Origin of the sequence: Sorangium sp. So ce448, from assembly GCF_051520915.1 — a bacterium.
GTDB lineage: Bacteria > Myxococcota_A > Polyangia > Polyangiales > Polyangiaceae > Sorangium > Sorangium cellulosum_B.
In genome coordinates, this window is record NZ_CP150343.1 from 2883694 (window position 1) to 2908507 (window position 24814).

The window sequence follows — 24814 nt, forward strand, 5'->3', positions numbered from 1 at the left end:
CAGCGCGGCGCGCATTCGCCTCGCCGGGCCGCCGGCCGGAGCGGCGTCACGGCGTGGGGAGATCGCGCGCGCACGTCGCTGTGACGTAGTAGCGCCGCGAGGTGCCCGCGTAGGAAGCCCGAAAGTCCGTCGTCTGCTTGTACCCGGCGGCCAGGAAGCTGCCGCCGTGCATGAAGCGCCCGCTCGAGGTGTTGTCGAGCCGCGAGCAGTCGTTGCAGGGCGTCAGCAGCTGATAGTTGTCCGAACCGTCACGGGTGGCCTTGTACGCGTTGCCAGCCAGGTCGAGCTGCCCCCACCGCCCGGCGCCCTGGGGGAACTTGCCGACGTCCGTGAGATCGGCGTGCGCGCAGGGATAGTTGCTCGGGTACGGCTCCACCAGGCAGCGGTTCGTTCCATCCCCCGCGACCGTGCCGTCGCCCTGGCAGCACCAGGAGGCATACCGTGTGACATCCGTGGAGCCGTCCTGGTTGACGCCGATGATGCTCTCGACGCTCGAGCCGCCCCACGGGAAGATCCGCTGCTCGTTGCCGCCGGCAGAGGCGTAGTTCATCTCCGCCTGGGTCGGCAGCCGGCCGCCGTCCCACGCGCAGAACGCGAACAGCTCGTACCACGTCGCGCAGACGATCGGCTTCTTCTCCTTGGCTCCCGGCGTGTCGCTCCAGGACGGCCATCCATAGGGATCGCAGATGAGCGCCGTCTTGAGCGCGCCCGTGTTGGCCGCGAGATACGTGTTCCACGACGGGTCCCAGCCGCTGTTCGCGATCTTCGGGTGCGCACCCGCGCCGGCGGCCGGCGGGTTGGCCTGGGTCGGGCCGCCGGTCTGCTCGAGGTACCGCCGGAAGCGCCCCACCGTGACCGTGTACTTGTCGAGATAGAAGCTGCTGACCGTCGCCGGCAGACCCGCGTTGTTGAGCCGGTTGAACGTGCCGCCCTGGACCGGAAGGGTCGAGCAGCAGTTATCGCCCCCCTCGACGCCGCAATTGGCGCCTGCGCCAGGAGTGCCGCTGTTGCAGCTGATCGGCAGGCCAGGCACGCCGCCCCCGCCTCCGCCGCCCGCTCCACCCGAGCCCCCCGCGCCGCCCGCGCCGCCCGCGCCGCCCGCGCCGCTGGAGCTCGACGTCGTGGAGGAGGTCGTCGAGGCGCTGGAGCTCGACGTCGTGGAGGAGGTCGTCGAGGCGCTGGAGCTCGACGTCGTGGAGGAGGTCGTCGAGGCGCTGGAGCTCGACGTCGTGGAGGAGGTCGTCGAGGCGCTGGAGCTGCTCGACGTCGCCGTCGTGCCCCCTGTCTCGCTGTCGTAGCAGACGCGGAGATACGGCCGCCGATCCAGCGAGGCCTCGCTCGTTCGGATGTGGGTGCGATTCATGGTTTGCGTGAAGTACACGCCGTTGTTCGCGACGGTGCGGTTCACCCAGCTCTGTACGGTGCTGGTGAGGCTGAGCGTGTGGTAAGTGTACGTGTATTGCGAGCTCGCCGTGAAGGTCCCCAGGACCGTGTCATCCCAGGCGGTCGAGTGCGAGTTCCACGTCACGGTGTTCTCGTCCCAGGGCGTCGTGACCCGGTGCACGCGCATCTCTTCGGGGGTCACGGCGCCGATGTAGAGGTAGAGATCCGCCGAGACGATGGTGGCGTTGGCAGGGATCGACGAGAGATCGAACGCGATCAGCCCACGCAGCTGGGAGCCGGAGCTCTCGCCGGCGTACATGTCAGCCCCGGTGGGCGTGTAGTTGGGATAGGTCGAATTGATGAGGGCATCCTTGACCACGCCCGTCGTGCCGGTGCGCTGGAGAGTCACACAGACCGTCGCGGCCTGCTGCGCCTCACCGAGCAGCTCGTCACCTTCGTCTTGTGCGCCGACGCACCCGGCGAGCGCCGCGCCGGAGGCGGCGGCGAGAGACGCCAGGAGCAGATGCCGAGACCCTCTCATGATCGTTCGATTCCTCATGATGCTCTCCGATCCGCATCGCCGGGCCAGCTCCGCCCGCGAGGCTGCGTGTGATGCCGTCGCGCAGGAACGCCAGAGAGCGCCCCCGCCAAAACCCCACCATCTGCCTGCGCGCCGTAAAGCATCACCTTCATCAGGTCAGCCGTCGGATCGTTCTGGCGTCAAACAGCGCGCGAGGAAAACGATACCGTTTTACGGCTTCTAATTGAATACGTCAATTGGGAAGCGAGGTTTGTTGTCAAAAATCTGTTGATGTTGATTGTGATGTCAGAGCAAAACTAATCATTATTGATCGAGTCCTTGGTGATTGTCGAGCGCCGTGAGGCGCATTTGTGATGCAGCTCGCGTTTAGCTCACGTCTTGCTCACGTCTTGCTCACCTTCTGCGCGTGCCGCGCGACATGAGCAGCCCCATCAGCCTGAGCAGCCTGAGCAGCCTGAGCAGCCTGAGCAGCTTGCCGGGGCGCGTGAGTCGATGGCGGATTCTGCCGTTCAGTCGAGCGTGCGGGGGGTGGCGCTGGAGCAGAAATGCCTGCGTTTGTCTACCTGAACGCTCGTTGGCCTACCTGCTGCTTTTTCCTGGCGGGGGCTCGTGGCTGGAAGCGCTGGAGAGGCCTTCTTCGACCTCGGTGACAATCATCGTCGCGAGCAGATCGAGCAACGCGCGGCCTTCGTCCTCGGACGCTTCGCGCGGAGATCCGGTGTAGGCGGCGTCCATGCCCAGCGCGCGGAAGCTCTTCGCTCCTGCCTTGATGCCCTCGGACAGGCTCAGACCGACGTCCGGCAGCGCCTGGGCGATGTCTTTACGGACGAGCGCAGAGGCCGCGGCGAGGACGAGCGAGGTCTCGTAACGGCCCGCATGGCAGGCGCCGCTCCGGAACTCCGCGGAGAGCGTCCGTGCCCAGCGGCGCGCGAGCGGACACGCGACCGAGGCGCGGCCGAGGGGCAGGTCGCTGGTGGCGGCGCGCACGGCGCGGTCGTGCTCCGGCTCGAGGTGGTTGTTGATGAAGCAGACATGCGACAGGCCGGCCGACAGGTAGGCCTCGGCGACGGCGCGCAGAAAGGCGGTGAGCGCGGGCGCCGGGATCGAGATCGCGCCGGCGAAGCCCGCCGCGAAGTCGGTCACGCCATACCCTACGGGCGGGGCGAGGAGCGCAGCGACGCCGCGCGCCCAGAGCCGGCGGCCGGCCTGCTCGGCCGCGGCCTCGCCGATGAACGTGTCCGTACCGAGCGGCAGGTGCGGGCCGTGCGGCTCGACCGACCCGACCGGCACGAGCGCGACGCACGGCGCGCCGCCTGCCAGGAGCGCGGCGAGCTCCTCCGTCGTGAGCTCCGCGAGGCGCGGCGCGGCCTGCATGGGCTACAGGCCCGCCGGGTTCTCGCCGGCGACCTCGCGCTGCCGGAGCGCCTTGCGATCGACCTTGCCGCGATCGTTCCTGGGGACGTCATCGACGAAGGCGACCCAGCGCGGGTACTTGTGCTTGCTCAGCCGGTCCTTCACGAAGGCCTTGAGCTCCTGGGCGAGCTCGGCCCTCCCCTCGTCGGTGGCGACGCGGCCGCGCGCGTCGTCGCGGACCACGATGAACGCCTTCGGCTTCACGAGGCCCGCCTCCTCTGCGCCGATCACGGCGGCGAGGCTGACGGCCGGGTGCTCGGTCAGGCACTCCTCCACCTCGACCGGCGCGACCCAGACGCCGCCCACCTTGAGCAGCTCGTCGGCGCGCCCGCTGAACCAGAGGTAGCCCTCGGCATCCATGCGGAAGAGATCTCCGGTGCGGCACCAGTGGCCATGGAAGGTGCCCCAGCTCTTCTCGCGATCCTGGAAGTAGCCGAGCGCGACCGAGTCGCCCTTCACCCACATGACGCCGGTCTCGCCGGGCGGGAGCTCGGGCGCGCCCGCTCCAGGCGCGTCCGAGGAGAGGATCTTGATCGTGTACCCCTCCACGACGCGGCCGAGCGACCCGGGGCGCACGTCGCCGGGGCGGTTCGTGCAGTAGATGTGGAACATCTCCGCGGAACCGATGCCGTCATAGACGTCGGCGTGGAACCGCGCGCGGAAGCGCTCGAGGAGCGCCGGCGGCAGCGCCTCGCCCGCGGACAGGTGGAAGCGGACGCTGGAGAGGTCGAGGCGCGGCGCGCCGCGCGCCGCGCGGGCGTCGTCGTCATCGAGCAGCTTGCCCATCATCGTCGGGACGTTGGTGACCACCGTCGGGCGATAAAGCTCGATGTACCGCGCGAGCGACTCCGGCGTCGGCCGCTCGACGAAGAGGCCCGACGTCGCGCCGACGGCGAAGGGGAACATCAGGTTGGTGCCCGTGGCGTAGCCGAAGAAGAGGCGCGGCACCGAGACGGTGATGTCGTCCTCGCGGTAGCCCACGGTCGCCTTGGCGTAGCGCTCGGTGTTGAAGGCGAAGTCGCGGTGCGTGTGCATGGCCGCCTTGCTCCTGCCGGTGGAGCCGGACGTGAAGAGCCAGATGGCGATGTCGTCGCGCCGGGTGGGGCGGGGGCCTTCCGGGGCGCGCTTCGCCGCGAGCGCCGCGCGCCCCTGCGCGAGGGCGCCGCGGAGCGAGGTGCCCCGCAGCGCCGCGAGGGCCGGCGAGACCGGGAGATCGGCCTCGAGATCGCCGCCGGTCGGGACCTCGGGCACCAGCACGACGGTGCGGACGTCCGTGGCCGCGAGCGCGCCTTGAAGCGCGAGCGCCTCGGCCACGCGCGGGATCGTGACGATCGCGGCGGCCCGCGTGTACTCGACGAGGTGCGCGAGGTCGGGCGCGGGCGCCTCGGGGTTGCCCATCGCCACGACCGCGCCGTGGCTCAGCGCCGCGAAGAAGGCCCAGACGAACGCGGGCGAGTCGTGCAGGACGATGAGCACCCGCTGCTCGAGCGCGACGCCCTCGACGGCGAGGTGCGCTCGGAGCATCCGCACCTTCTCGGCGACGTCGGCGTAGGTGTGCCGCTGATCGCCGAAGAGCAGCGCGACCTTGTCGCCGAGCCCCTCGCGCAGCCGATCGAACAGGAAGTAGTCGGCGAGGTTGAGCTCGTCAGGGAACGTCGGTGCGGTCATCGTCACGCCTCCATCGCGGCGCCGTGAGCCGCCGCTTTCCGCCCTCCGTGGTCGCGACCCCCGGCTCGTCGAGCCCCTCGCGATCCCAGAGCTGGCACGTCACGGGTCGGTGGCGCTGATCGAGCGCCTCGCAGTAATTGGAATAGATGCAACGTCGGACCTCCCCGCTGCGCCCGAGCCGCACCTTCAGGAACCAGTCGGGATCCGCGAGCGTCTGCCGTGCCGCCCCGATGAGATCGGCCTCGCCGCGCACGAGGATCGCCTCGGCCTGGGCGAACGTGCAGATCCCCCCCGCCACGACGACCGGCGTGCCGAGGCCGGCCTTGCGCAGGGCGCGCCGGATCTGCGCCTGCTTCGGCACCTGCCGCCCGAACGGCCCCGCCGCGTCCGAGAGCGCGGTCGGCATGCACTCGTAACCGCTCGGGCCGGTGTAGGGGTACGCGGCCTCGCCGACCTTGGGCTGCTTCGCGTCCTCGAACTTGCCGCCGGTCGACAGCGAGAGGAAGTCCATGCCGGCGCGCGCGAACGCGAGCGCGAAGAACGCGGCGTCGTCGACCCGGCTGCCCCCCGCGATGATGTCGTCGCAGAGGAAGCGGCAGCCCACCGTGAAGCGAGCGGAGACGGCGGCGCGCACCGCCGCGTAGACCTCGAGCGGGAGGCGCGCGCGGCGCTCGCGATCGCCGCCGTAGCCGTCCGGGCGGGTGTTCAGCGCGGACAGGAACGAGGCCATGGTGTAGGCGTGCGCGTAGTGGAGCTCGACGCCGTCGAAGCCCGCCTCGCGCGCCCTCACGGCGGCCTCGGCGAAGAGGCCCGGCAGCGTCCGCGGCAGATCGCGGATGTGAGGGAGCGCGACGTCGGTGACGCGCTCGCGCTCGCCGAAGCGCAGCGCCTCGAGCTCGCGGGGCGCGAGCACGGCCTCGAGCCGCGCGTCGTCGAGCGCGACGAGCCGCTCGCGCACATCGAGCTCCGGCGCGTCCCGGAGCGGCGGCTCCCCGAGCGCCTCGGACAGGGCGCGCCGGTGCGCGCCGGTGATCTCGAGGAACTCCCGCAGGAACCTGTCCTTCGCCGGGCGCCTGCGGATGCGGAGGAAGTCGATGAGCTGCAGGAACACGCGCGTCCTGCCGGCGCTCCGCGCGCGGACCGTCCGGACGAGCTCCCGGAGCCCCGGGACGAACCGATCGTGCCCGACGCGGAGCAGCGGGCCGCTCGGCACGTCGCGGATCCCGGTCGCCTCGACCACGAGGGCGCCGGGCTGGCCTTCGGCGAAGCGGCCGTACCAGTCGAGCACGTCCTGGGTGACGACGCCCTCCTCGGTCGCGCGCCACGGGACCATCGCGGGCACCCACGTGCGTTCGGCGAGCTCGAGGCCCGAGGCGAGGCGGAGCGGCGAGAAGAGGCGCGCGCGCGCCGCCTCACCCGCGGTCAGAGGCTCCTCGCGGGGCAGCGCGTGGCGGATCCTCTCCGGCGGCCTCCACATGGCTACCGCGCCCCGTCAGGAGCGCGCTCGTCGGCCGGGGGCTCCGCGGCGGCGCGCTCGAGGATGCCCTTCGCGATGATGAGCTTCTGGATCTCCGTCGTCCCCTCGTAGATGCGCAGCGGCCGGATCTCGCGGTACAGCCGCTCGACCTCGGTCCCCTCGATGACCCCCATGCCGCCGTGGAGCTGGACCGCGCGATCGATGATCCGCTGCGCCGCCTCGGTGGCGAACATCTTCGCCATGGCCGCTTCGGTCGAGACGCGCGCCGCCGCGCCGGCCGTCCTCTCCGGCGCCGTATCGCGCTTGTGGGCCGCGCGCGCGACGAGCAGGCGGGCCGCGTCGAGCTCGGTCGCCATCTCGGCGAGGTAGGCACGCACCATCTGCTGCTCGGACAGGGGCGCCCCGAACTGCCTCCGCCGCGTGACGTGCGCGATCGCCTCGCGGAGCGCGCGCGCCGCCATCCCGTTCGCCGCCGCGCCGACCGAGATCCGGAAGGCGTCGAGCGTCTGCATCGCGAGCTTGAAGCCGCCGCCCACCTCGCCGAGCCGCGCGCTGTCCGGCACGCGGCAGCCCTCGAAGCGGAGCCGGCCGATCGGGTGCGGGACCGACATCGGGAGCGGCTCGGAGGCGACGCCCTGCGCGCCGCTGTCGACGAGGAACGCCGTGATCGCGGCGCGCCCGCCGCCGCGCTCGCCCGCCGCGCCGCCGCCGTCGCGCGGCGGCGCGCCCGTGCGGGCGAAGACCACGAGGTGGTGCGCGAGCGGCACGTTCGAGATCAGCACCTTCTCGCCGTCGAGGACCCACCCGTCGCCCTCGCGGCGGGCCTCGGTCCTCAGCGAGGCGACGTCGCTGCCCGCCTCGGGCTCGGTCAGCGCGAAGGCCCCGATGCGCCGCCCCGAGAGCACGTCGGGCAAGATCGCTCGGCGCTGCGCGTCGCTGCCGGCCAGCACGATCGGGTACGAGCCGAGCCCCTGCACCGCGAAGATCGCGTCGGCGAGCGGGGCGACCTGGCCGAGCGCCTCGCGGATGAGGACCAGCGAGCGCACGTCGATGGTGGTCGCGTCCGCGGGAAGGCCGCCGCCGCTCGGCGCCCCGCCGAGCGCCTCGGGGACGAGGTGCGCGTAGAGCCCGAGCGGCTCGCCCATGCTGCGCGCGACGGCGGCGGCGTCGTGGGTCTTGGCGAGCCGCGCGAGCGGCGCGAGCGCCTCGGGCGTCAGCCGCGCGGCGAGCGCGGCGTGGCGCTCCTCGAAGAAGACGGGGAGCTCGGCGGAGGAGAGCGCGAGCCCGCTCATACGCGGGGCGTCTCCTGGCCGGTGGACCGCGGGGTGGGGGGCGCGTCGGCGTCGCCGGGCGCGGCGGGCGCTTCGCCCCGGTCGGCGCCCTCGAAGCGCGGCGGGCGCTTCGCCCTGGTCGCCTCGTGGGCCTCGCGGAAGTCGGGGTGGGCCATGCAGATGGCCTGCGCCTGCGCCTCGGCCTCGATCGCGGCGGCGAGGGGCATCGTGCGCTCGCTCTCGAGCATCTGCTTGGTGATCGCGTGCGCGAACGCCGGCCCGCGGGCGAGGCGCTCGGCCCAGCCGCGCGCCACGCCCAGCGCGTCGCTGTCGGCGACGACGCGGTTCACGAGGCCGATGCGGAGCGCCTCGTCGGCGCCGATGAGATCGCCGAGGAGGAGCAGCTCGGCGGCGCGCCCCTGGCCGACGATGCGCGGCAGGAGGTACGAGGCGCCCATGTCGGCGCCGGACAGGCCGACCTTGGGGAAGATGAACCCGAAGCGGGCGCTCGCCGCGGCGATGCGCAGGTCGCAGGCGGCGGCGATCACCGCGCCCGCGCCGACGGCGACCCCGTTGACGGCGGCGATGACCGGGCGCCGCAGCTCGCAGATGCTCTGGATCAGCGCGCCGGTCGCGCGGGTGAACTCGAGCAGCCCCCGCGCGTCGCGCGCGAACAGCTCGGCGATGATCCCCTCCACGTCGCCGCCCGAGCAGAAGCCGCGCCCCGCGCCGGTGAGCACGACCGCGCGCGCGGCCGAGCGCTCGAGCGAGCGGAACGTGGCCGTGAGCTCGCCGTAGACCTCGAAGGTGAGGGCGTTCAGGCGGTCGGGGCGGCTCAGCGTGATCTCAGCGACGCCGCGGCTGAGCTCGAGATGGAAGGAGCGGGGTGTGAGGGTCATGGGCATCTCCTGGGTCCGGCGGGCGCCGGACGCGAGCCTCGCGCGATCAGGGCTTCGTCCGCGTGCGCCGCGGGGGGCTCCGCGCGCTCCGCTCGGCGTGCGCGCGGGCGCTGCCGGGGCGCGACGGGACGGGCATGTCCGGCTCGCGGAGCGTGGTGCGCAGCTTGTCGAGCAGCCGCGTCAGCGTGGAGAGCTCGGCCGGGCTCAGCCCGGAGAACACCTTCGCCACGCGCGCGGCGTGCCGCCGCTCGGCGTCGCGGAACGCGCGCTGCCCCTTGGCGGTCAGGTGCACCCGCCACGCGCGGCGGTCGCTCGGGTCGGCCCGCCGCTCGACCATGCCGTCGCGCGCCGCGCGATCGACGAGCCCGGTGAGGTTGCCCGCCGTGACGAGCATGCTGCGGGAGAGCGACGCGAGCGTCTGCCCGTCGCTTCGCACGAGGTTCGCCAGGAGGTCGAAGCGCGGGAGGGTCATCTCGTGCTCCAGGTCCTCCCGGATGGCCGCGAGCGCGCGCTTGTGGACCGCGAGGATGCGCACCCAGGCGCGCACGGCGGCCTGGTCGCCCCGCGCGCTCTCCGGCGGGGGGACCACGGCGAGCGGCCGCCTCGCCGGCGCCCCGCGCCTCACGGGCCGCCCTCGCCCCCGCCGCGCGCGTCGAGCGCCGCGACCGCCTCGATCTCCACGAGCGCGCGCCGCTCGACGAGCCCCGCGACGCCGAGGAGGGCCATCGCGGGGAAATGCTTGCCGAACCGCGCCCGCCACGCGGCGCCGATCGCGCGGAGCGAGCCCCTGTACGCCTCGAGATCGGTCACGTAGACGGTCATGCGCGCGACGTCGCCCGGCTCCCCGCCGGCGGCCGCGACGACCGCGAGCACGTTGTCGAGCGCCTGGGCGAACTGCTCGGCCAGATCGTCGCTCCGGAACCGCCCGGACGCGGGGTCCCACCCGATCTGCCCCGCGATGTGCAGCGTCCTGCCGCTCGTCACGACGCCGTTGGCGTAGCCTCGCGGCGCGGGCCACCCGGCCGGCTGCACGATCTCGAGATCGCCGTTCACCGCATCACCTGCCCCCCGTCGACCGGGATCGCCTGGCCATGGATGCTGCGCGCCTCGTCGCTGCAGAGCATCGCCACGACGAGCGCGACCTCGCCGGGCTCGACCATCCGGCCCTGAGGCGACATCGACTCGAGCGACCGCCGCGCCGCGTCCTCGCCCCGCCCGGTCTTCTCCGCGATGCGGGAGATCGCCTCGTCCGCCATCCTCGTGTTCACCCACCCGGGGCAGACGCAGTTGATGGTCACCGGCGTCCGGGCGATCTCCAGCGCGATGGCGCGGGTCATTCCGACCATGGCGTGCTTCGACGCGCAGTACGCGGTCGAGTAGGCGCACCCGACGAGCCCGGCGGTCGAGGCGACGTTGACGACGCGCCCGAACCCGCGCGCGATCATCTTCGGGATCAGGGCGCGGCAGAGCGCGAAGGCGCCGGTCACGTTGACCGCGAGCATGCGGTCCCAGAGCGCGTCGCTGGTCCTGTCGAACGGCGCGCTCTCGGCGACGCCCGCGTTGTTGACGAGCACGTCGATGCGCCCGAGCTGGGCTTCGAGCGCGGCGATCGCCGGCGGCGCGCCCTCGCGATCGCCGACGTCGAGCCGGACGGCGACGCCCCCGATGGCCGCCGCCGTCTCCTCGATCTCGGCCTGCGTGCGGCCTGCGACGGCGACGCGCGCGCCGCCCTGCGCGAGCCGCTCGGCGATCGCCCGGCCGATGCCGCGACCCCCACCCGTGACGAGCGCGATCCTGCCTTCCAGGGACATCCGGAGCACCTAAATCATATATATATGAAGCACAAGCCGAAGTCACCCTGGTCGGCGCGCGCTGCAGCGCCCGCTCGCTGAGGTCGGAGTCGGCCACGTCGCGACGGAACGCGCGGATCGGCCTCGTTTTCCTCGCTCTCTTCGCTCTCCTCGCTCGTCTGGCGCTCGCCGCGCGGCGTACGCTGCGCGTCGTCGTCTGGAACGTAGCGGGTGGAGAGCATGGACGAAGACCAGAGCGGGCGTGGCCGAACGACCTGCGCCGCGAGGGCGGCATGATCCGGCTCGACGGCTGCTCCGGGCTCGCCGGGGCGAGGTGAACCAGTTCCACCCCGCGATCTCGCTCGCGCAGTCGATCGTCGACGTGGTCGATCCGATCCACTACGCTGCGCGCCTGTTCGCCGCGCCCCGTGACGGCGTCGCGCCGAAGAGCATCTACATGACCGAGAGCATCAACCGGATGGCACCGGCGACACGTTCGCGCCGCCTCGCGGCATCGAGATGCATGCCCTGGCGATGGGCTTGCCGCTGCAGCTGCCGGCGGGCGCCGTGAGCGCGGCGGGCGTGCTCGCGTCGCGCGTCGCCGCGCTGCTCGCATGCGCCGGCGTGGAGGCGCGGCCCCCGGCGGCAGGGGCGGGCGCGTGGTCCCTCGCGCTGGCCGAGCCGCCGGATCTCGCGGCGCTCTACGCGGCGGCGGACGGCATGGCGCTCCCGGACGGCACGCTCATCCTGCCGCGCGGCGACGTCGCGCGGGCGACGGCGTGGCTCGCGGAGGAGCGCTCGCTCGACTGGGCGCGCGACCTCCTGGTCATCGGGGAGCGGGAGGATCTCGTCATCGTGCTCGACCTCGACGTCGCGGGCGCGCGCGCCGGGGGCGGCGTGCTCGAGGCGCCGACCGACGGGCTCTCCTCGTTCCAGCGCGTCGCCCGCTCGGTGGTCGGCTACCTGGAGCGGCGCCTCGGCGTCGCAGGGGCCGAGGCCGCGGCGCCCGAGGTGCGGGCGCGCGAGGCCGCGGCGCGCCGCGACCTCCCGGCGCTCGTCGAGGCGCTCGCGGAGGAGATGTACCCGGGCGCGGAGCGGCAGATCGCGCACGCGGCGCTCACGCTGGGCGGGCTCCTGTCGGAGCGCGGGGACGAGGCGGCGCTGGACGCCTTCGCGCGCTCGGTCGAGGCGCGGATCGCGGCGGCGCCGCGGGGCGCCGCGGGGCCGGAGCGGCTCGCAGCGTGGCGCGCATGCGAGATCGCGGCGCGGGAGGCGGGGGCTGAGGCGATCGCCGCGGCGTGCGCGGCGCGGGCGAGCGGCAGGGGGTAAGGAACTGGCCTCGAAGCGCCTCGGTGGACGGCGCTTCGTCGCTCAGCGGACCGAGCTCACCTGTCGCCCCGCTCCCGGAGCCTCGCGCGCCATGCGCGCACCACGGTCGTCTGGTCGCCCTTGCGCAGCATGAACTCCGTCATCCCCGCGACGTCGAGCCCGGGGAGGAGCCGGCTCTGCCCCACCTCCGCGTAGCCGTCCGGGCCGAGGAGGTGGATGGAGAGCTTTCCCTTCTTCAGGAACCAGACCTCGGGCACGCCGAGACCCGCATAGACGGAGAGCTTGTTGATTGTCCCGCTCTTCTCGATGATCTCGATCGCGAGCTCCGGGATCTCCCCGTCCTCGACCGTCCCGAGCACGTAGCACTCATCCGGCTCGACCCCCCGCTGCGCGAGCTTCTTGCGGACGGTCATGCTGCCGTACCCGCTGAGCGGCAGATCCGCCTCCTCCGCGTAGGTCTCGACGAGGCGGGCCAGGATCGTCTTCCGCCCCTCGTGCGGTCCGCCCGGGCTCATCAGCTCCAGCACTCCCTCGCAGTACGTCACCCGCACGCCAGCCCGGTCGCCGAGGGCGGCCAGGATGGCCTCGTACTGCTCCCACGAGACGTCATGAACGACGAAGAGCTGGTCTTCCGAGCCGTCCGCCGCGACAGCGTCGGTGGCGCCGGCAGGGGGGGCGAGGAGGGGTGCAACGGCGACCATGACAGCGTGCTCCTTCGGAGAGTATCACCGCCGGGCCGCGCCCTGGCAACCGCCGATCCGAGCGCCCGCGCGCGCTGCCCCGCTGGACGGCCCTGAAGCGCGCCACGGACTCGCCGGACGCTGCCAGGGGCGGGCCCCGGGCGCGCCCGGGAGCCGTGCCTTCAGAACACGCGCCCCAGCCCGTCGAGCGCCGCGACGCGGTAGGCCTCGGCCATGGTGGGGTAGTTGAACGTCGTGTTCACGAAGTACCGGATCGTGTTGTGCGGCGCAGGTTGCGACATGATCGCCTGCCCGATGTGGATGATCTCCGCGGCGTTCTCGCCGAAGCAGTGGATGCCGAGCAGCGCGAGCGTCTCGCGGTGGAAGATCAGCTTCAGCATCCCGACCTGCTGGCCCGTGATCTGCGCGCGCGCGAGCGTCTTGAACGTCGACTTCCCCACCTCGTACGGCACCTTCTCCGCCGTGAGCTCCCGCTCGCTCTTGCCCAGCGACGAGATCTCGGGCGTCGTGTAGATGCCCGTGGGGATGTCCCGGACCAGCTTGTCGTCGGCGTGGCCGCAGATGTGGCTGGCCGCGTACCGGCCCTGGTCGTAGCTCGCGCTCGCGAGCGCCGGGAAGCCGACAACGTCGCCGACCGCGTAGATGTGCGGCTGGCTCGTCTGGAAGGTCTCGCTCACCTCGAGCTGACCGCGCTTGTTCGGCGTGATGCCGACGCTCTCGAGGCCGAGATCGGCCGTGTTGCCCGACCTCCCGTTGGCCCAGAGGAAGACCTCGCTCCGGAGCTTCTTCCCGCTCTTCAGGGAGAGCACGACGCCCTCCTTCGTGGCCTCGACCGCCTCGTGCTCCTCGCCGTTCAGGACGCGGATCCCCTTGTCGCAGAAGTGGTACCCGAGCGCGTCGGTGATCTCGTCGTCGAGGAACTCCAGGAGATGGGAGCGCGTGTTCACGAGGTTCACGGCGACCTGCATGTTGCGCAGCATCGACGCGTACTCGCAGCCGATGACGCCCGCCCCGAAGATGGTGATGCTCCGGGGGGTGTGATCCATGCGCAGCAGCGTGTCGCTGTCGAAGACGCGCGGGTGGCTGAAGTCGATGTCGGCCGGCCGGTACGGGCGCGAGCCGGTCGCGATGACGAAGCTGTCGGCCGTGTACCGCCGGCGCTGGCCGCCGTCGCCCTCCACCTCGATCGTGTGCGGATCGACGAACCTGGCCTGCCCCGGAACGAGCTGGACGCGGTTCCGGTCGTAGAAGCTCTCCCGCAGGTCGACCTGCTCGTCGATGACGCGGTTCGCGGTCGCGAGGAGCTCGGCGAACGGGTACTCCGGAACCACATCCATCCGCTTGTAGATGGGGCTCTGGTTGATCAGGTTCATGTGGTAAATCGCGCGGCGCAGCGCCTTGCTGGGGATCGTCCCCCAGTGGGTGCAGCCCCCGCCGACCCGCGCGTAGCGCTCGATCGCCGCGACCGATTTGCCGTGCTTCGCGGCCGTCATGGCGGCGCCTTCGCCGCCCGGCCCCGTGCCGATGATGATGAGATCGAAGTGCGGGGTGGTCACCATCGAGTTCCTTGCCTCCGGCGCGCCGAGCGCGCGCGTGCGCCGGGAGAAGGCTACTCGAACTGGAGCGGCTCGTCGTCGCCCCCGACGCCGAGCATCTCGAGGATCTGCCGCACCTCCATCGCGGCCTCGACCTCCGGGCCCGCGTCCAGGAAGCCCTGGAGGTGCTTCCGCGCGAGCGCGCGGTTGCCGCGGGCCGCGTACGCCAGCCCCATCGCGTGCATCGCCTCGCCGTCCTTCGGGAACCGGCGGAGCGCCTCCTTCGCCTGCGCGGTCGCGCCGTCCGTGTCGCCGAGGCGACGGAGCGCGTGCGACAGGGCGACCCTCGCCCCGAGGAAGCTCGGCGCGAGCCGCACGGCGGCGCGGTAAGCGTCGCGCGCCGGCTCGAGCTGGCCGAGCTCGTAGAGCGCGTGCCCGAGCAGGTTGTACGCGTACGGGTTCGACGGGGAGGCCTTGATCACGTCGCGCAGCGCGACGAGCGCCTCCTGGACTTGCTCCTCTTGCAGGAGCTCGGCCGCCTCCTCGACGGCCTCCCAGTGGGCGGCGTCGATCGATTCGTCCACCACGGCTCTGAGCACCATGGCGCGCAGTCTAGCCAGATTCGGCGCGCCGTCCTGGGCTCCTTCGTGGTACCGGCCGGGCGGTGAGGCGCCCGCCGTGGATCCGGCCGCTCTTGTGGCACGCGAGCGCCGCGATCCCGGTGCTCGGCGCCGCCGCGGCGTTCTACGGGCCCGCGCTCGCCAGGACGGGCGGCGTCTGGCCGGCGCCCCTCGACGACGTCTACATCCACTTCGGGTTCGCCCGCGCCGCGGCCCTGGGCCACCCGTTCTCGTGGATCCCGGGCAACGGCTACTCGTCGGGCGGGACCAGCCTGGCCTACCCCCTCGCCCTGGCGCCCGGGTACCTGCTCGGGTTTCGCGGCGCGTGGCTCGGCCTCTTCGCCGCGCTCCTCGCGTGCGCCGCGCTGCTCGACCTCTGCCGATCGCTCCGGCGGCTCCTCGATCCGCGCGGCGGGCCGGGCGCCGCCTCCTCCCGCTGGGTCGCCTGGGCCGCGCCGCTCTTCGTCGTGGCCGTGCCGCTGCTCGACTGGAGCTGGTTCTCCGGGATGGAGGTCGCGCTGCTCGGCGCGGTGATGGGCCGGGCGCTCGTCGCGGTGCGGCGCGCCGAGCTCGCCCCGCCGGCGCAGCGCCCGGCCGAGCAGCTCCGGGCCGGGCTCCTTGCGGCGCTGCTCGTCGCGACCCGGCCCGAGGCCGTCGCGCTCGCGGCGCCGCTCGCGGTCGCCGTGGCCCACGCGGCGGGCTCGCTGGGCGCGGCGGCGTCGCTCGCGCGCGCGTCCCTGCCGACCGCGCTGCTCCTCGGCGCGCAGGCCGCCGCGAACCGCGCGCTCACGGGGGAGTGGAGCGCGGCGGGGGCGGTGCGCAAGCTCATCCTCTCGAACCCGTACCCGGCGCCGCTCGAGAAGGCGCTGGAGGTGATCAAGAACCTCGCCGCGCTGCGGGTGCAGGCGCTGGAGAGCGCGCTCGGCGGCCCGTCCTGCGCCTTCCTCTTGCCGCTGCTCGGCGCGATCGCGGCGCTCGACCGGCGGACGCGGCGCCTCGCCGTGCCGCTCCTGATCGGCGCCTACGGCTCGCTGCTCCTCGTCGCGCTCAACGCGACGGCGCGCTACCAGAACTTCCGCTACGCCGCCCCGGCGCTCGCGATGCTGCTCGTCGCCGCGGCCCTCGGGACCGGGGCGCTCGCGCGGCGGGGGCGGCTCGCGGCCGGCGTCGCCGCGGCGCTCGCGCTCGCGGCGCTCGCGGCGCCCTCGGCGTGGTTCGCGCGGCAGATCGACCACTTCGCCCGCTCCTCGGCCAACATCGCCGGGCAGCAGGTCGAGGTCGCGCGGCGGCTGGCCGCGCGCGCGCGCCAACACCGAGCGCCGCGGCGGGTGCTGGTCGGCGACGCGGGCGCGATCCCGTACCTGTCGGGGATCCCCGCCATCGACGGGCTCGGGCTCGGCGGGTACCGGGGGATGCCGTTCGCGCGCGCCTCGGTGCACGGGGTGCCGGCCGTTGTCGAGCTCATCGAGCGGCTCGACGCCGCCGAGCGGCCCGACGTCTTGGCCCTGTACCCCTCGTGGTGGGGCGGGCTCGCGGACGTCTTCGGCCGGCGCGTCGACGCGGTGAAGATCGAGGACAACGTGATGTGCGCCGCGGACGAGAAGGTGATCTACGAGGCGGACTGGTCGGCGCTCGCGCCGCCGGGGGAGCGCCGCGACGGGGCCATCGACGAGGTGGACATCGCCGACCTGGTCGACGAGCGGGCGCACGGCTACGCGTTCCCGTCGCCGCGCGGCGGCTGGGTCGTCGGCGCCGTGCTGCGGGACGGGAGCGACGGCGGCGGTGCGCCGCGGTTCGACGCCGGCAGGATCATCCCCGAGGGGCGCGAGCAGTCGTTCGCAATCCGAGCGGCCGCCGAGAGCGCCCTCGGGCCCGCCGTGCTCGCGCTGCGCACCGACGGGGGCGGCCCGATCGCGATCGGCGTGGCGATCGAGCGCGCCGCGGACGAGGCGCGCGTCGAGGTGCCGGAGCGCCCTCTGGACCGCTGGGCCGAGATCCGGGTGCCGCTGCGCGACGTCGCGCCGGGGGACGTTGTCCGGATCCGCGCGCTCCGGGGGACGTTCCGCAGCTTCCATGTCTGGCTGCTGCGGCCGTGATCGGCCTCCTTGCCGCCCGCGCGGCGACCTCGCGGCGCGCGCCCGCGACACAGCGCGTCGCGAGCCGCGAGGACGTCGCGCGGCGGATCCATGGTAAGAGCCACCACGTGGCGAGGTGGTTCCGTGCGTCGGCCTTCGCGGCGACAGCTGGCAGGGAGGTGGCCTCGTTCGCGAGGCAAGCCGTCCTCCTGCCGTACGACACCCTCGCGCCGGTGATCCCTGACGGGGCGCGCGACGGCGACGAGGTGGTGGTCATCCTTCACGGGCTCTTCGCCTCCGCCGGCGTGCTCCGGCCGTTGCGCACGGCGATCGAGCGCCACGCCGCGATGTCGCGCGCCTCGCGGGCGCGCGGTCGGGCGGACCCGGCGCGCGCCGAGCCGTCGTGGTCGGTCCACACGGCGACGATGTCCTACGCGCCGGGGCCCGGCGTCGAGGCGCTGTCGGCGCGCCTCGCGGCGCTCGTGGCGGCGCTCCCGGACGGGGCGCGCTTGCACCTCGTCGGCCACAGCATGGGCGGCATCGTGTGCCGCTTCTTCGCGCAGGAGGTCGGCGATCCGCGCGTCGTGCAGACCCTCTCCATGGCGAGCCCGTTCGGCGGCATCCCGCGCGCAGGGCTGCTCGGCTTCGGCGGCGCGCGCGATCTCGACGCGTCGAGCCCGGTCCTCCGGCGCGTCCTCCTCGGGACGGCGCGGTCGAGCATCCCGCACCTGTCGATCGTCGCGGGGGCCGACACGCTGGTCCGCTCGCCCATCGCGCACGCGCTGCCGGGCGGCGAGGTGCGGGTGATGGAGGGGCGGGGACACAACACGCTCCTCTTCGATCCCGAGGTGGCCGCGCTCGTGGCGCGGCGCATCGTCGAGCGGCGCGGCACCTTGCGTTGAAAGAGCGCTGACCTATCCCCGCTCGGCGCTTCGTGGTAGCTCGCTCGCGTGCGCTCGCCCATCGCCTGCCTCGTCGCCGTCGGGGCCTTGCTCGCCCCGCTCGCCTGGTCCTCGCCTTCGCGCGCGGACGCCTCCGCGTGGACCTTCGTGGGCGCCGGCGCGGTCGGCTGGAAGCAGGGCGAAAGCGATCTCGTCTTCGACGGCGCGCTGTCGTGCGACGTCGGCGTCGGGACCACGCCCGACGCGCCCGTCATCGTCGGCGGCCTGATGCGCGCGACGCCGATCCTCGACAGCGGCATCGATCTCGCGCTGCTCGCCCGGGTCGCGACGCGCGGCTTCCAGGCTGGCCAGCTGGGCATTGCCCTCGACGCGGGCGGCTACCGCCGCTTCTGGGGCGCAGGTTCCACCGGCGTGGCCGGCGCGCTCACGCTGGGGGCGCCGCTCGGCATCAGCCTCTCGCTCCAGGGGAGCTACGGGACCGACAAGGCGATGGCGTTCGCCGCCATCGCGGGCATCGACCTGCTGCGCCTCACCGTCTACCGGCAGTCGCTCCTGCCGCTGTGGCCGAACCCGTTCCCCGCGCAGCAGCGCGGGCAGGACGTCGCCTCGCGCTGATTGCACGCCGGAGACTCGCTCCTGACACGCCGGCGGGTCGGTCGAGCCGGGAAGCGAGCTGTCGAGAACCGGGCGTGTCACGGCGCGCCGGTGCTGTGGGGGCCGCTTGACCGGCAAAGCGCGCCCCGATAGCGTGCGGCCGAGGGGGGGGGCCATGGGAGTCATCGTGGCGCTCGCCGCCCTGCGCGCGATGAGGCGGCAGGTGCGACGGGGCGTCGACAAGAGGGGTGAGGCGCATGGGGCAGGCGCTCGGCATCGCGTGCCGGCGCCCGTGGTGAAGTACCGGCCGGCGCCCATTTCCGTCCGCGGCGCGCCATTCCCCCGCCTCGCTCTGAAGCAGAGGACCCAGCAGGGTTCTCATCGCCCTCGCGACCCTGCCGGCGCGCGACATGGTTCCACAGTGCCCAGAGGGCTAAACAGCCTGGCGATGTGCCGTCGAAGCTACACCTTCCTCGCCGCTGTTGCGCTGGCTTTATTCGGGTGCAACGCCGAGCGGGAATTGCTCTGGCATCGAACTCGGGACAATCCCAGGTGTTACTACCACGAGGAGTGTTTCTCGATGGGCTGTCCACCGGCGGATGGAGTCTTATGCGTCTGGAACGAAAGAATAAGGCACGGGGTCTGTGTGTGTCAGCAGAATGGGCTGGGATTGAAGCCGTCGGATCTGGTGGATGCAGGTCCCCCCTGAGCCGGTCCTCATTACACTTTGGAACCTATCAGTGCGCAACTTGGGAGCCGCGAACCAAAAGAGGTAACAATGTGCCGTCAGCGCTGCACCGTCTTCGCTGTTTTTTGCGCTGACCTTCGCCGGGTGCAACACGGAGCGGGAATGGTTTTGGTATAAAACTCGGGACAATCCCAGGTGCCTCTCCGATGCGGAGTGTTTTCCATGGCCTGTCCGCCTCCCAACGGCGTCTTGTGCGTATGGCATAAGAGGGTACAGGAAGGAGTCTGCGTATGTCAGCGGGACGGACTGAAGCCTTCGGATCTCGTGGATGCAGGTCCGCCTTGAGCCTGGCTATCGTCGCGTTTTCGGGTTTTCTGGCGTGCGACATGATGCCATATTGCCCCGCGGGCCAAACCAGATGGAAATGTACAATCCAGGCGACCGCGTGTCATATGGCCTATGTCAACCACGTGTGTGCTGCCGATATGCAGTCCGCGATTGCTGAGGCGAACAAGGATGCGATATTTCAATTAAAACTGCAAGACCAGAACATCGTCGGCACGACGTGCACGGACACCGGCGACACGAGGGCTCCGCTGAACTTCAATCCGCCGAAGTACAGACCCCAGGGCGTCGCGTCTTGCGATCTGACGGAGGCGGACGATGCCTGCATCGCGTGCGCCAAGGTCTATTGCTGCGACCAATACCTAGCCTGCTCCCAGGATGCGAACTGCTCCTGCCTCGTCGGCTGCCTCTACCAGGGGAACTCGGTCGAGACCTGCACGAGCCCTGCGCACTGCGGCGCAGCGTCGTTCACCTCGATCGCGACGGCGGACTGCCTCAGCCTGGCATGCGGCGACTGCTCGGGCGCCGCCGGCCTCGGCGAATCGCTCTGTCCCGAGGCGCCGCCGGACCCCACATGCACGGGCACTTCCCTGGGCGGCGAGACGTGCTCGCGGGACAGCGAGTGCATCTCTTGTTTCTGCAATCCGGTCACCCGGACGTGCGATTGACCGCAGCCCGAGCGGGTCAGACGATCCCCGGCGAATCGGTCCGATGAGGCGGCGCCGCCGCCGGCCTCGTCCGGTCGTTACGTACGGCGATCGAGCGCCACGCCGCCATGTCGCGCGCCTCGGCGGCGCATGGTCGGACGGACTCGGCACACGCCGAGCCGCCTTGGTCGGTCCACACGGCGACGATGTCCTACGCGCCGGGGCCTGGCGTCGAGGCGCTGTCGGCGCACCTCGCGGCGTTGTCGGACTGCGCGCGCTTGCACCTCCTCGGCCACAGGTGGCCACGCTCGTTGCGCGGTGGATCGTCGAGCGGCGAGGCGCCGCGCGCTGACCTAGAGCGACAAACGGGTTGAAATTCCGAGAAAAAGCAGAAATTTCACAGGGAGGCGAGGAGGCGGGGAGCGAGAGACGGCAAGAGGGAGAAATTCATTTTTTTCTTCCTCCCCGCCTCCTCGCCTCCCTGTGAAATTTCACCGGGTTTCAACATGATTGGTGCTCTAGCCGACGCGCCCGTCATCGTCGGCGGCCTGGTGCGCGCGACGCCGATCCTCGACAGCGGCATCGATCTCGCGCTGCTCGCCCGGGTCGCGACGCGCGGCTTCCAGGCAGGCCAGCTGGGCCTCGCCCTCGACGCGGGCGGCTACCGCCTACCGCCGCTTCTGGGGCGCAGGTTCCACGGGCGTGGCCGGCGCGCTCACGCTGGGGGCGCCGCTCGGCATCAGCCTCTCGCTCCAGGGGAGCTACCGGACCGACAAGGCGATGGCGTTCGCCGCGATCGCGGGCATCGACCTGCTGCGCCTCACCGTCTACCGGCAGTCGCTCCTGCCGCTGTGGCCGAACCCGTTCCCCGCGCAGCAGCGCGGGCAGGACGTCGCCTCGCGCTGACCTGGCCGCCCCCGGCGAGCGGGTTCGTCGCGCCAGCGACCCGACGAAGGCGGCGAGCTCACTCGGCGGGGCGTCCCCCCGAGCCGTCGTCGAGCCACGCCTCCGAGAGCTCGAGCGTGCGGGCATTCTCCTCGACATTGTGGAGGAATCCGTCGCGCGTCCGGGGATCGGCGATCTGCACGGCCACGGCGAGGAGCCGGTCGCGCGCGTCGGCGATCGCGGCCCGGGCCGCGCCGCGCTCGCCCGCCGCATAGAGCGCCTCCGCGTGCACGAGGCGGGCGAGCGCTTCGCCCTCCTCGACCTTCGTCACCGTGGCCAGCAGCGCCATGGCCGCGTGGCTCTCCGCGAGCGCCTCGGCCGACCGGCCGCGCGCGAGCAGCACGGAAGCCAGCGTCGCTCGGGCCGCGACCTGGGCTTGCTGCGCGGTCTCCAGCAGCGCCACCGCGCGGCGGGCCTCGCCCTCCGCCTCGTCGAGCCGGCCCGCGCTTCGCAGGATCCCCGCCAGGTAGGTGCGAGACCAGCCCTCCCCCCGCCGGCTGCCCTGCGCGGCGCACAGGGCGGCGGCCTTCGCCTCCACCACGCACGCCTCCTCGAGGGCGCCAGTACGGCCGAGGACACGACCCAGGTCGTGCAACGTGAAGCCGAGGACGTAGTCCAGCCCCATCTGCTCGGCTTCAGCGACCGCGGCGCGCAGGCGCGTCCTCGCTTCCGCGTACGCGCCGAGCAGGGATTCCCGGAATCCGAGGTTGCACCGCTCGACGCACGCCCTCCGTAGGTCGCCCACCTCCTCGTAGCAACGGAGCGCACGCGCGGCGAACGCGCAGCTCTCTTCCAGATGGCCGGCGAAGAGCTCACGCATCCCGCGCTGTCGGTAAATCGGCCCGCTCACGCTCGGGTCGTCGCGAAAGCGCTCCGCGACCGACTCGATGCGCGCATCGATCGCCTCGGCCCGCTCGTGGAGACCCGCGAGCAGGAGGTCCAGCGCGATCGAGGCGGCCGTCGTCACCGCCGGAGCGGTCGCCTGCCCGTCGGGCCGCCAGGCGTCTGCGAGCATCGTGTCGAGCAGGAGGAGATCCTCCCGCTGCCCGAGGTGCCTCGCCGCCCGTCCGGCCTCGGCCAGCGCCACATACCAGGGCGCAGTGCCCCTCGGCAGCACGCGCAAGGCCACCTGGGCGCACCGACCGAACTCCGCGATGTCCCCGCGCCACCGGCGCGCCTCCGTGCGCAGCAAGAGCAGCTCCTCCCGCGCCGCGCCGCTGACCCCGAGGGAGAGGGCGCGCTCGGCCCACCGCAGCACCGCGGCGAAGTCGTTCGCGGCGAACGCCTGCGCCGCCGCGGTCCGGTAGAGCTCGGCGGCGCGCGCGCGCTCGCCGGCGCGATCGAAATGCTCCGCGATCACCGCCGCCGACGGCTCGGCGGCGCGCTCGAGCCACGCCCCCGCCAGCCGATGCCCGAGCGCGCGATCCTCCTCGGTGAGCATCCCGTAGGCCGCCTCGCGCACGAGCGCGTGCCGGAACGCGATCTCCCGTTCGCCTTGGAACCTCGAAGCAGAACGCGTGATGATCCACTCCAGGCCCTCCAGCCGGGCGAGGTGAGCGTCGATCGACCCGTCGTCCATGCCACCCAGCAGCGCGTCGATCGCGCCTCGCCAGAAGACGTCGCCGAACACGCTCCCGGCGCGCAGCAGCCGGCGCGCCATGTCGTCCAGCCCTTCGAGCCGGGACCGCACCATGGCCAGCACCGTCTCCGGAGTGTTCTTCTTGTTCCCTTCGGAGGTCGCGCGGATCAGCTCTTCCAGGTAGAACGCGTTGCCTTCGGCCTGCGTCACGATGCGCTCCAGGGTCGCTTCGCTCACCTGGTCGCCGAGCACTTGCCTCACGAGCCGCGCGCTCGCCCTGGAGGTCAGCGGATCGAGGCGAATCTCCTGGAGCTGCCGCTCGGCCCACAACCGGGGGAACACCTCGTGGACCTCCGGGCGCGCCAGCGCCAGCAGCATCCATGGCCGATCGCGGACGCGGCGCAGCGCCTCGTCGAGGTATTGAACCGTCGGCGCGTCGCTCCAGTGCAGGTCCTCCATCACCAGGAGCAAAGGGCGCTCGCCGGACACCGCCTCGAGGAAATCCACCCAGGCGCGCTGCATCTGATCGCCGAGGAGCCGGACGTCCCGGCGCGCGGCGTGCAGCTGAATGCTGTCCTCGTCGGGAAACGGCGTATTCAGGAGCTCTCCGAGGAACTCCGAGACGCGCCGCGCGTCGGCCCCGTCGAAATGCTTGTTCACGTGGGCGCGGAGCTTCTCGCGGCGCTCCTCCAGCGGCTCTCCGTCCTGGATGCCCCCGCAGGCCTGCCGCAGCGCCTGACCGAGCAGACCGAGCGCGGCGCCCGTGCGCAGCGGGTCCCCTCGGCCGACCCACAAGGCGAAGGGGGGGTCGCGCTGGCGGACGCGGAGCAGCAGCTCGTAGGCGATGCGCGATTTGCCCATGCCGGCCGGCCCCGTCACGAGCACCGCGCGCGCCCTCGACTCCTCGATGGATTGGGTGCGCAGCGCCTCGATGGCCGCGATCACCCAGTCGCGCCCGACACATGCGGTCGGCCTGCCGAGCAGCGTTCGCGCGCCCTTCGCGAGCGCCTGTTCGCCCTGGAGCCACAGGCCGGTCTCCGTCTCGAAGACATCGAAGCGGGCGTCGAGCAGCCCGGCGGTCACCTCGTCGATCGCGATCGGCCGCGCCTGGCCTGCCGCGTGCGCGGCGCCGGCGGAGGGCGCGGACTGCGCCAGCGTCCGTGTCGCGCGGTCGACAAGCTCGCTGGCAGGCAGCCTCCCCGACAGCTCTGCGGTGCCCGTCGCGAGCGCCAGCCGACGGCCGCCGGCGTGCTTGCGCAGCGAGAGCGCGCAGCGGGCCGCTCGCACGGCCTGATCGGTCGCCAGGCCAGTCCCAGTGAACGTCATGAGGATCGAGCTGTCCATCAAGAGGTCGAGCTGAACCCCGAGCGCAGCGACCTCCCGGGTCATCTCCTCGGCGGCGGACGCGATCTCGGTCTCCGCGTCCGATCGCCCCGCGCCGCCAGCCATGGGTGGCTCCGGGGCCATCAGAAGCACGCACGTCACCCTTCGTTCCTTGTGGGTCAGCGATGGCGAGGAGGAGGATGGCGACGCGCGGACCGAGGCCACCGGGGTCGACACCTCCGCAATGGGGAGCGTCGCTCCAAGGCCCACCGCATTGAGCGCCGCGGCCACCGCTGCGCCGTCGCGCGGGCGCTCCGCCGGGTCCTTTGCGAGCATCCGGGTGCACAGCACGTCGAGGGACGGCGGCACATCGGCCCGCAGCTCGCTCGCCCGCTGGACGTCCTCCAGCACGATCTTCAGCAGGATGGACATGAAGCTGTCGCCCCTGAAGGCCTGTACGCCGGTCAGGCATTCGAACAGCACGCAGCCGAGCGCGAATACATCGGCGCGCGCGTCGACCGCCGCCCTGCTCCGGGCCTGCTCAGGCGCGATGTAGGCGGGAGTCCCGAGGATCATCCCCGACTGGGTCATTCGTGATTCGTCGGAGAACCGGGCGATCCCGAAGTCGAGCAGCTTCACCCGCGCGACGTCGCGCTCCACGAGGAACAGATTGGAAGGCTTGAGATCGCGGTGCACTATCCGGCGCGCGTGCACGACAGCGAGCGCCTCCGCTGCGCGTGTCACGAGCGTGACCGTCTCGTCCACGCTGAGCCCTCGACGCTCGAGCCTCGCGCAGAGATCCTCGCCCTCGAGCCACTCCATGGCGAGGTAGGGCACTCCCTGCGCCGTCATCCCGTGCGCCACATAGCGGCAGATGCCCGGGTGCTCGAGCTCGGCGAGCAGAGCGGCTTCGCGCATCAGGCGCTCGACGTTCCTCGGGTCGAGCTGCTGCAATAGCTTGACGGCGACGGGCTGGCCCGAGGCTCGATCGCGAGCCTGGTAGACTTCCCCCATGCCGCCGATTCCCCCGAGCTTTTCGATTTCGAATCGCCCGGCGATTACCTCTCCCCCCCGCATGGGGGCGCAGTA

Annotated in this window: 19 protein-coding genes and 1 pseudogene; 7 read left to right on the forward strand and 13 right to left on the reverse strand. The window is 72.4% G+C overall.

What is annotated here, in order from left to right:
* Positions 1-46 precede the first annotated feature (46 nt).
* The 9 genes and pseudogenes from WMF45_RS11135 to WMF45_RS11175 form a co-directional block, all read right to left on the reverse strand.
* On the reverse strand, positions 47-1924 hold the full coding sequence (locus WMF45_RS11135) for a DNRLRE domain-containing protein (RefSeq protein WP_437716889.1): 1878 nt from the start codon (positions 1922-1924) through the stop codon (positions 47-49).
* Positions 1925-2503: 579 nt separating this feature from the next.
* Positions 2504-3298, reverse strand: a complete 795-nt coding sequence (locus WMF45_RS11140) for a creatininase family protein (protein WP_437716890.1) — start codon at positions 3296-3298, stop codon at positions 2504-2506.
* A gap of 3 nt (positions 3299-3301) precedes the next feature.
* The gene (locus tag WMF45_RS11145) at positions 3302-5005 is read right to left on the reverse strand and encodes a benzoate-CoA ligase family protein (RefSeq protein WP_437716891.1); all 1704 of its coding nucleotides are present in this window, start codon (positions 5003-5005) and stop codon (positions 3302-3304) included.
* Positions 4983-6482: an NADH:flavin oxidoreductase gene (locus WMF45_RS11150; RefSeq protein WP_437716892.1), complete on the reverse strand. Its 1500-nt coding sequence runs from the start codon at positions 6480-6482 to the stop codon at positions 4983-4985. The genes WMF45_RS11145 and WMF45_RS11150 overlap by 23 nt, the downstream gene beginning before the upstream one ends.
* A 2-nt stretch (positions 6483-6484) precedes the next feature.
* Positions 6485-7774, reverse strand: a complete 1290-nt coding sequence (locus WMF45_RS11155) for an acyl-CoA dehydrogenase family protein (protein ID WP_437716893.1) — start codon at positions 7772-7774, stop codon at positions 6485-6487.
* A pseudogene (locus WMF45_RS11160) lies at positions 7771-8745 on the reverse strand (enoyl-CoA hydratase family protein); the annotation flags it as partial. The pseudogene WMF45_RS11160 and the gene WMF45_RS11155, both read right to left, overlap by 4 nt.
* The gene (locus tag WMF45_RS11165) at positions 8699-9277 is read right to left on the reverse strand and encodes a MarR family transcriptional regulator (RefSeq protein WP_049876225.1); all 579 of its coding nucleotides are present in this window, start codon (positions 9275-9277) and stop codon (positions 8699-8701) included. The gene WMF45_RS11165 and the pseudogene WMF45_RS11160, both read right to left, overlap by 47 nt.
* Positions 9274-9705: a RidA family protein gene (locus tag WMF45_RS11170; RefSeq protein ID WP_437716894.1), complete on the reverse strand. Its 432-nt coding sequence runs from the start codon at positions 9703-9705 to the stop codon at positions 9274-9276. Before WMF45_RS11170 ends, WMF45_RS11165 begins: the two co-directional genes overlap by 4 nt.
* A complete protein-coding gene (locus WMF45_RS11175) occupies positions 9702-10463 on the reverse strand; it encodes an SDR family NAD(P)-dependent oxidoreductase (protein WP_437555358.1) in 762 nt (253 codons plus the stop codon). Before WMF45_RS11175 ends, WMF45_RS11170 begins: the two co-directional genes overlap by 4 nt.
* A 241-nt stretch (positions 10464-10704) precedes the next feature.
* Between WMF45_RS11175 and WMF45_RS11180 the strand changes: the two genes are divergently transcribed.
* Both WMF45_RS11180 and WMF45_RS11185 read left to right on the forward strand, forming a co-directional pair.
* Positions 10705-11013 (forward strand): hypothetical protein, encoded by a 309-nt coding sequence (locus tag WMF45_RS11180; RefSeq protein WP_437716895.1) that lies wholly within the window; start codon positions 10705-10707, stop codon positions 11011-11013.
* On the forward strand, positions 10977-11771 hold the full coding sequence (locus WMF45_RS11185) for a hypothetical protein (protein WP_437716896.1): 795 nt from the start codon (positions 10977-10979) through the stop codon (positions 11769-11771). Before WMF45_RS11180 ends, WMF45_RS11185 begins: the two co-directional genes overlap by 37 nt.
* Positions 11772-11827: 56 nt before the next feature.
* On the opposite strand, the gene WMF45_RS11190 is transcribed toward WMF45_RS11185, so the two are convergent.
* The 3 genes from WMF45_RS11190 to WMF45_RS11200 all read right to left on the reverse strand — a co-directional run bounded on the left by WMF45_RS11190 (position 11828) and on the right by WMF45_RS11200 (position 14609).
* Positions 11828-12472: a Uma2 family endonuclease gene (locus WMF45_RS11190; RefSeq protein ID WP_437716897.1), complete on the reverse strand. Its 645-nt coding sequence runs from the start codon at positions 12470-12472 to the stop codon at positions 11828-11830.
* Positions 12473-12633: 161 nt separating this feature from the next.
* A complete protein-coding gene (gene sthA, locus WMF45_RS11195) occupies positions 12634-14031 on the reverse strand; it encodes a Si-specific NAD(P)(+) transhydrogenase (RefSeq protein ID WP_437716898.1) in 1398 nt (465 codons plus the stop codon).
* A gap of 50 nt (positions 14032-14081) precedes the next feature.
* Positions 14082-14609, reverse strand: a complete 528-nt coding sequence (locus WMF45_RS11200) for a tetratricopeptide repeat protein (protein ID WP_437551803.1) — start codon at positions 14607-14609, stop codon at positions 14082-14084.
* Positions 14610-14671: 62 nt separating this feature from the next.
* Here WMF45_RS11200 and WMF45_RS11205 point away from each other — a divergent pair, with 62 nt between their 5' ends.
* From WMF45_RS11205 to WMF45_RS11225, 5 genes are all read left to right on the forward strand, one after another.
* Positions 14672-16723 carry a hypothetical protein gene (locus WMF45_RS11205; RefSeq protein WP_437716899.1) on the forward strand — a complete coding sequence of 684 codons (2052 nt, stop codon included), beginning with the start codon at positions 14672-14674 and terminating at the stop codon, positions 16721-16723.
* The gene (locus WMF45_RS11210; protein ID WP_437716900.1) at positions 16720-17604 is read left to right on the forward strand and encodes a hypothetical protein; all 885 of its coding nucleotides are present in this window, start codon (positions 16720-16722) and stop codon (positions 17602-17604) included. Before WMF45_RS11205 ends, WMF45_RS11210 begins: the two co-directional genes overlap by 4 nt.
* A gap of 48 nt (positions 17605-17652) precedes the next feature.
* Positions 17653-18219 (forward strand): hypothetical protein, encoded by a 567-nt coding sequence (locus WMF45_RS11215; RefSeq protein ID WP_437716901.1) that lies wholly within the window; start codon positions 17653-17655, stop codon positions 18217-18219.
* 1119 nt (positions 18220-19338) lie between these two features.
* A complete protein-coding gene (locus tag WMF45_RS11220) occupies positions 19339-19899 on the forward strand; it encodes a hypothetical protein (protein ID WP_437716902.1) in 561 nt (186 codons plus the stop codon).
* Between the two features lie 681 nt (positions 19900-20580).
* Complete coding sequence (locus WMF45_RS11225) at positions 20581-20784, forward strand: hypothetical protein (protein ID WP_437716903.1); 204 nt, start codon at positions 20581-20583, stop codon at positions 20782-20784.
* A gap of 58 nt (positions 20785-20842) precedes the next feature.
* On the opposite strand, the gene WMF45_RS11230 is transcribed toward WMF45_RS11225, so the two are convergent.
* Complete coding sequence (locus WMF45_RS11230) at positions 20843-24802, reverse strand: protein kinase domain-containing protein (RefSeq protein ID WP_437716904.1); 3960 nt, start codon at positions 24800-24802, stop codon at positions 20843-20845.
* Positions 24803-24814 lie beyond the last annotated feature (12 nt).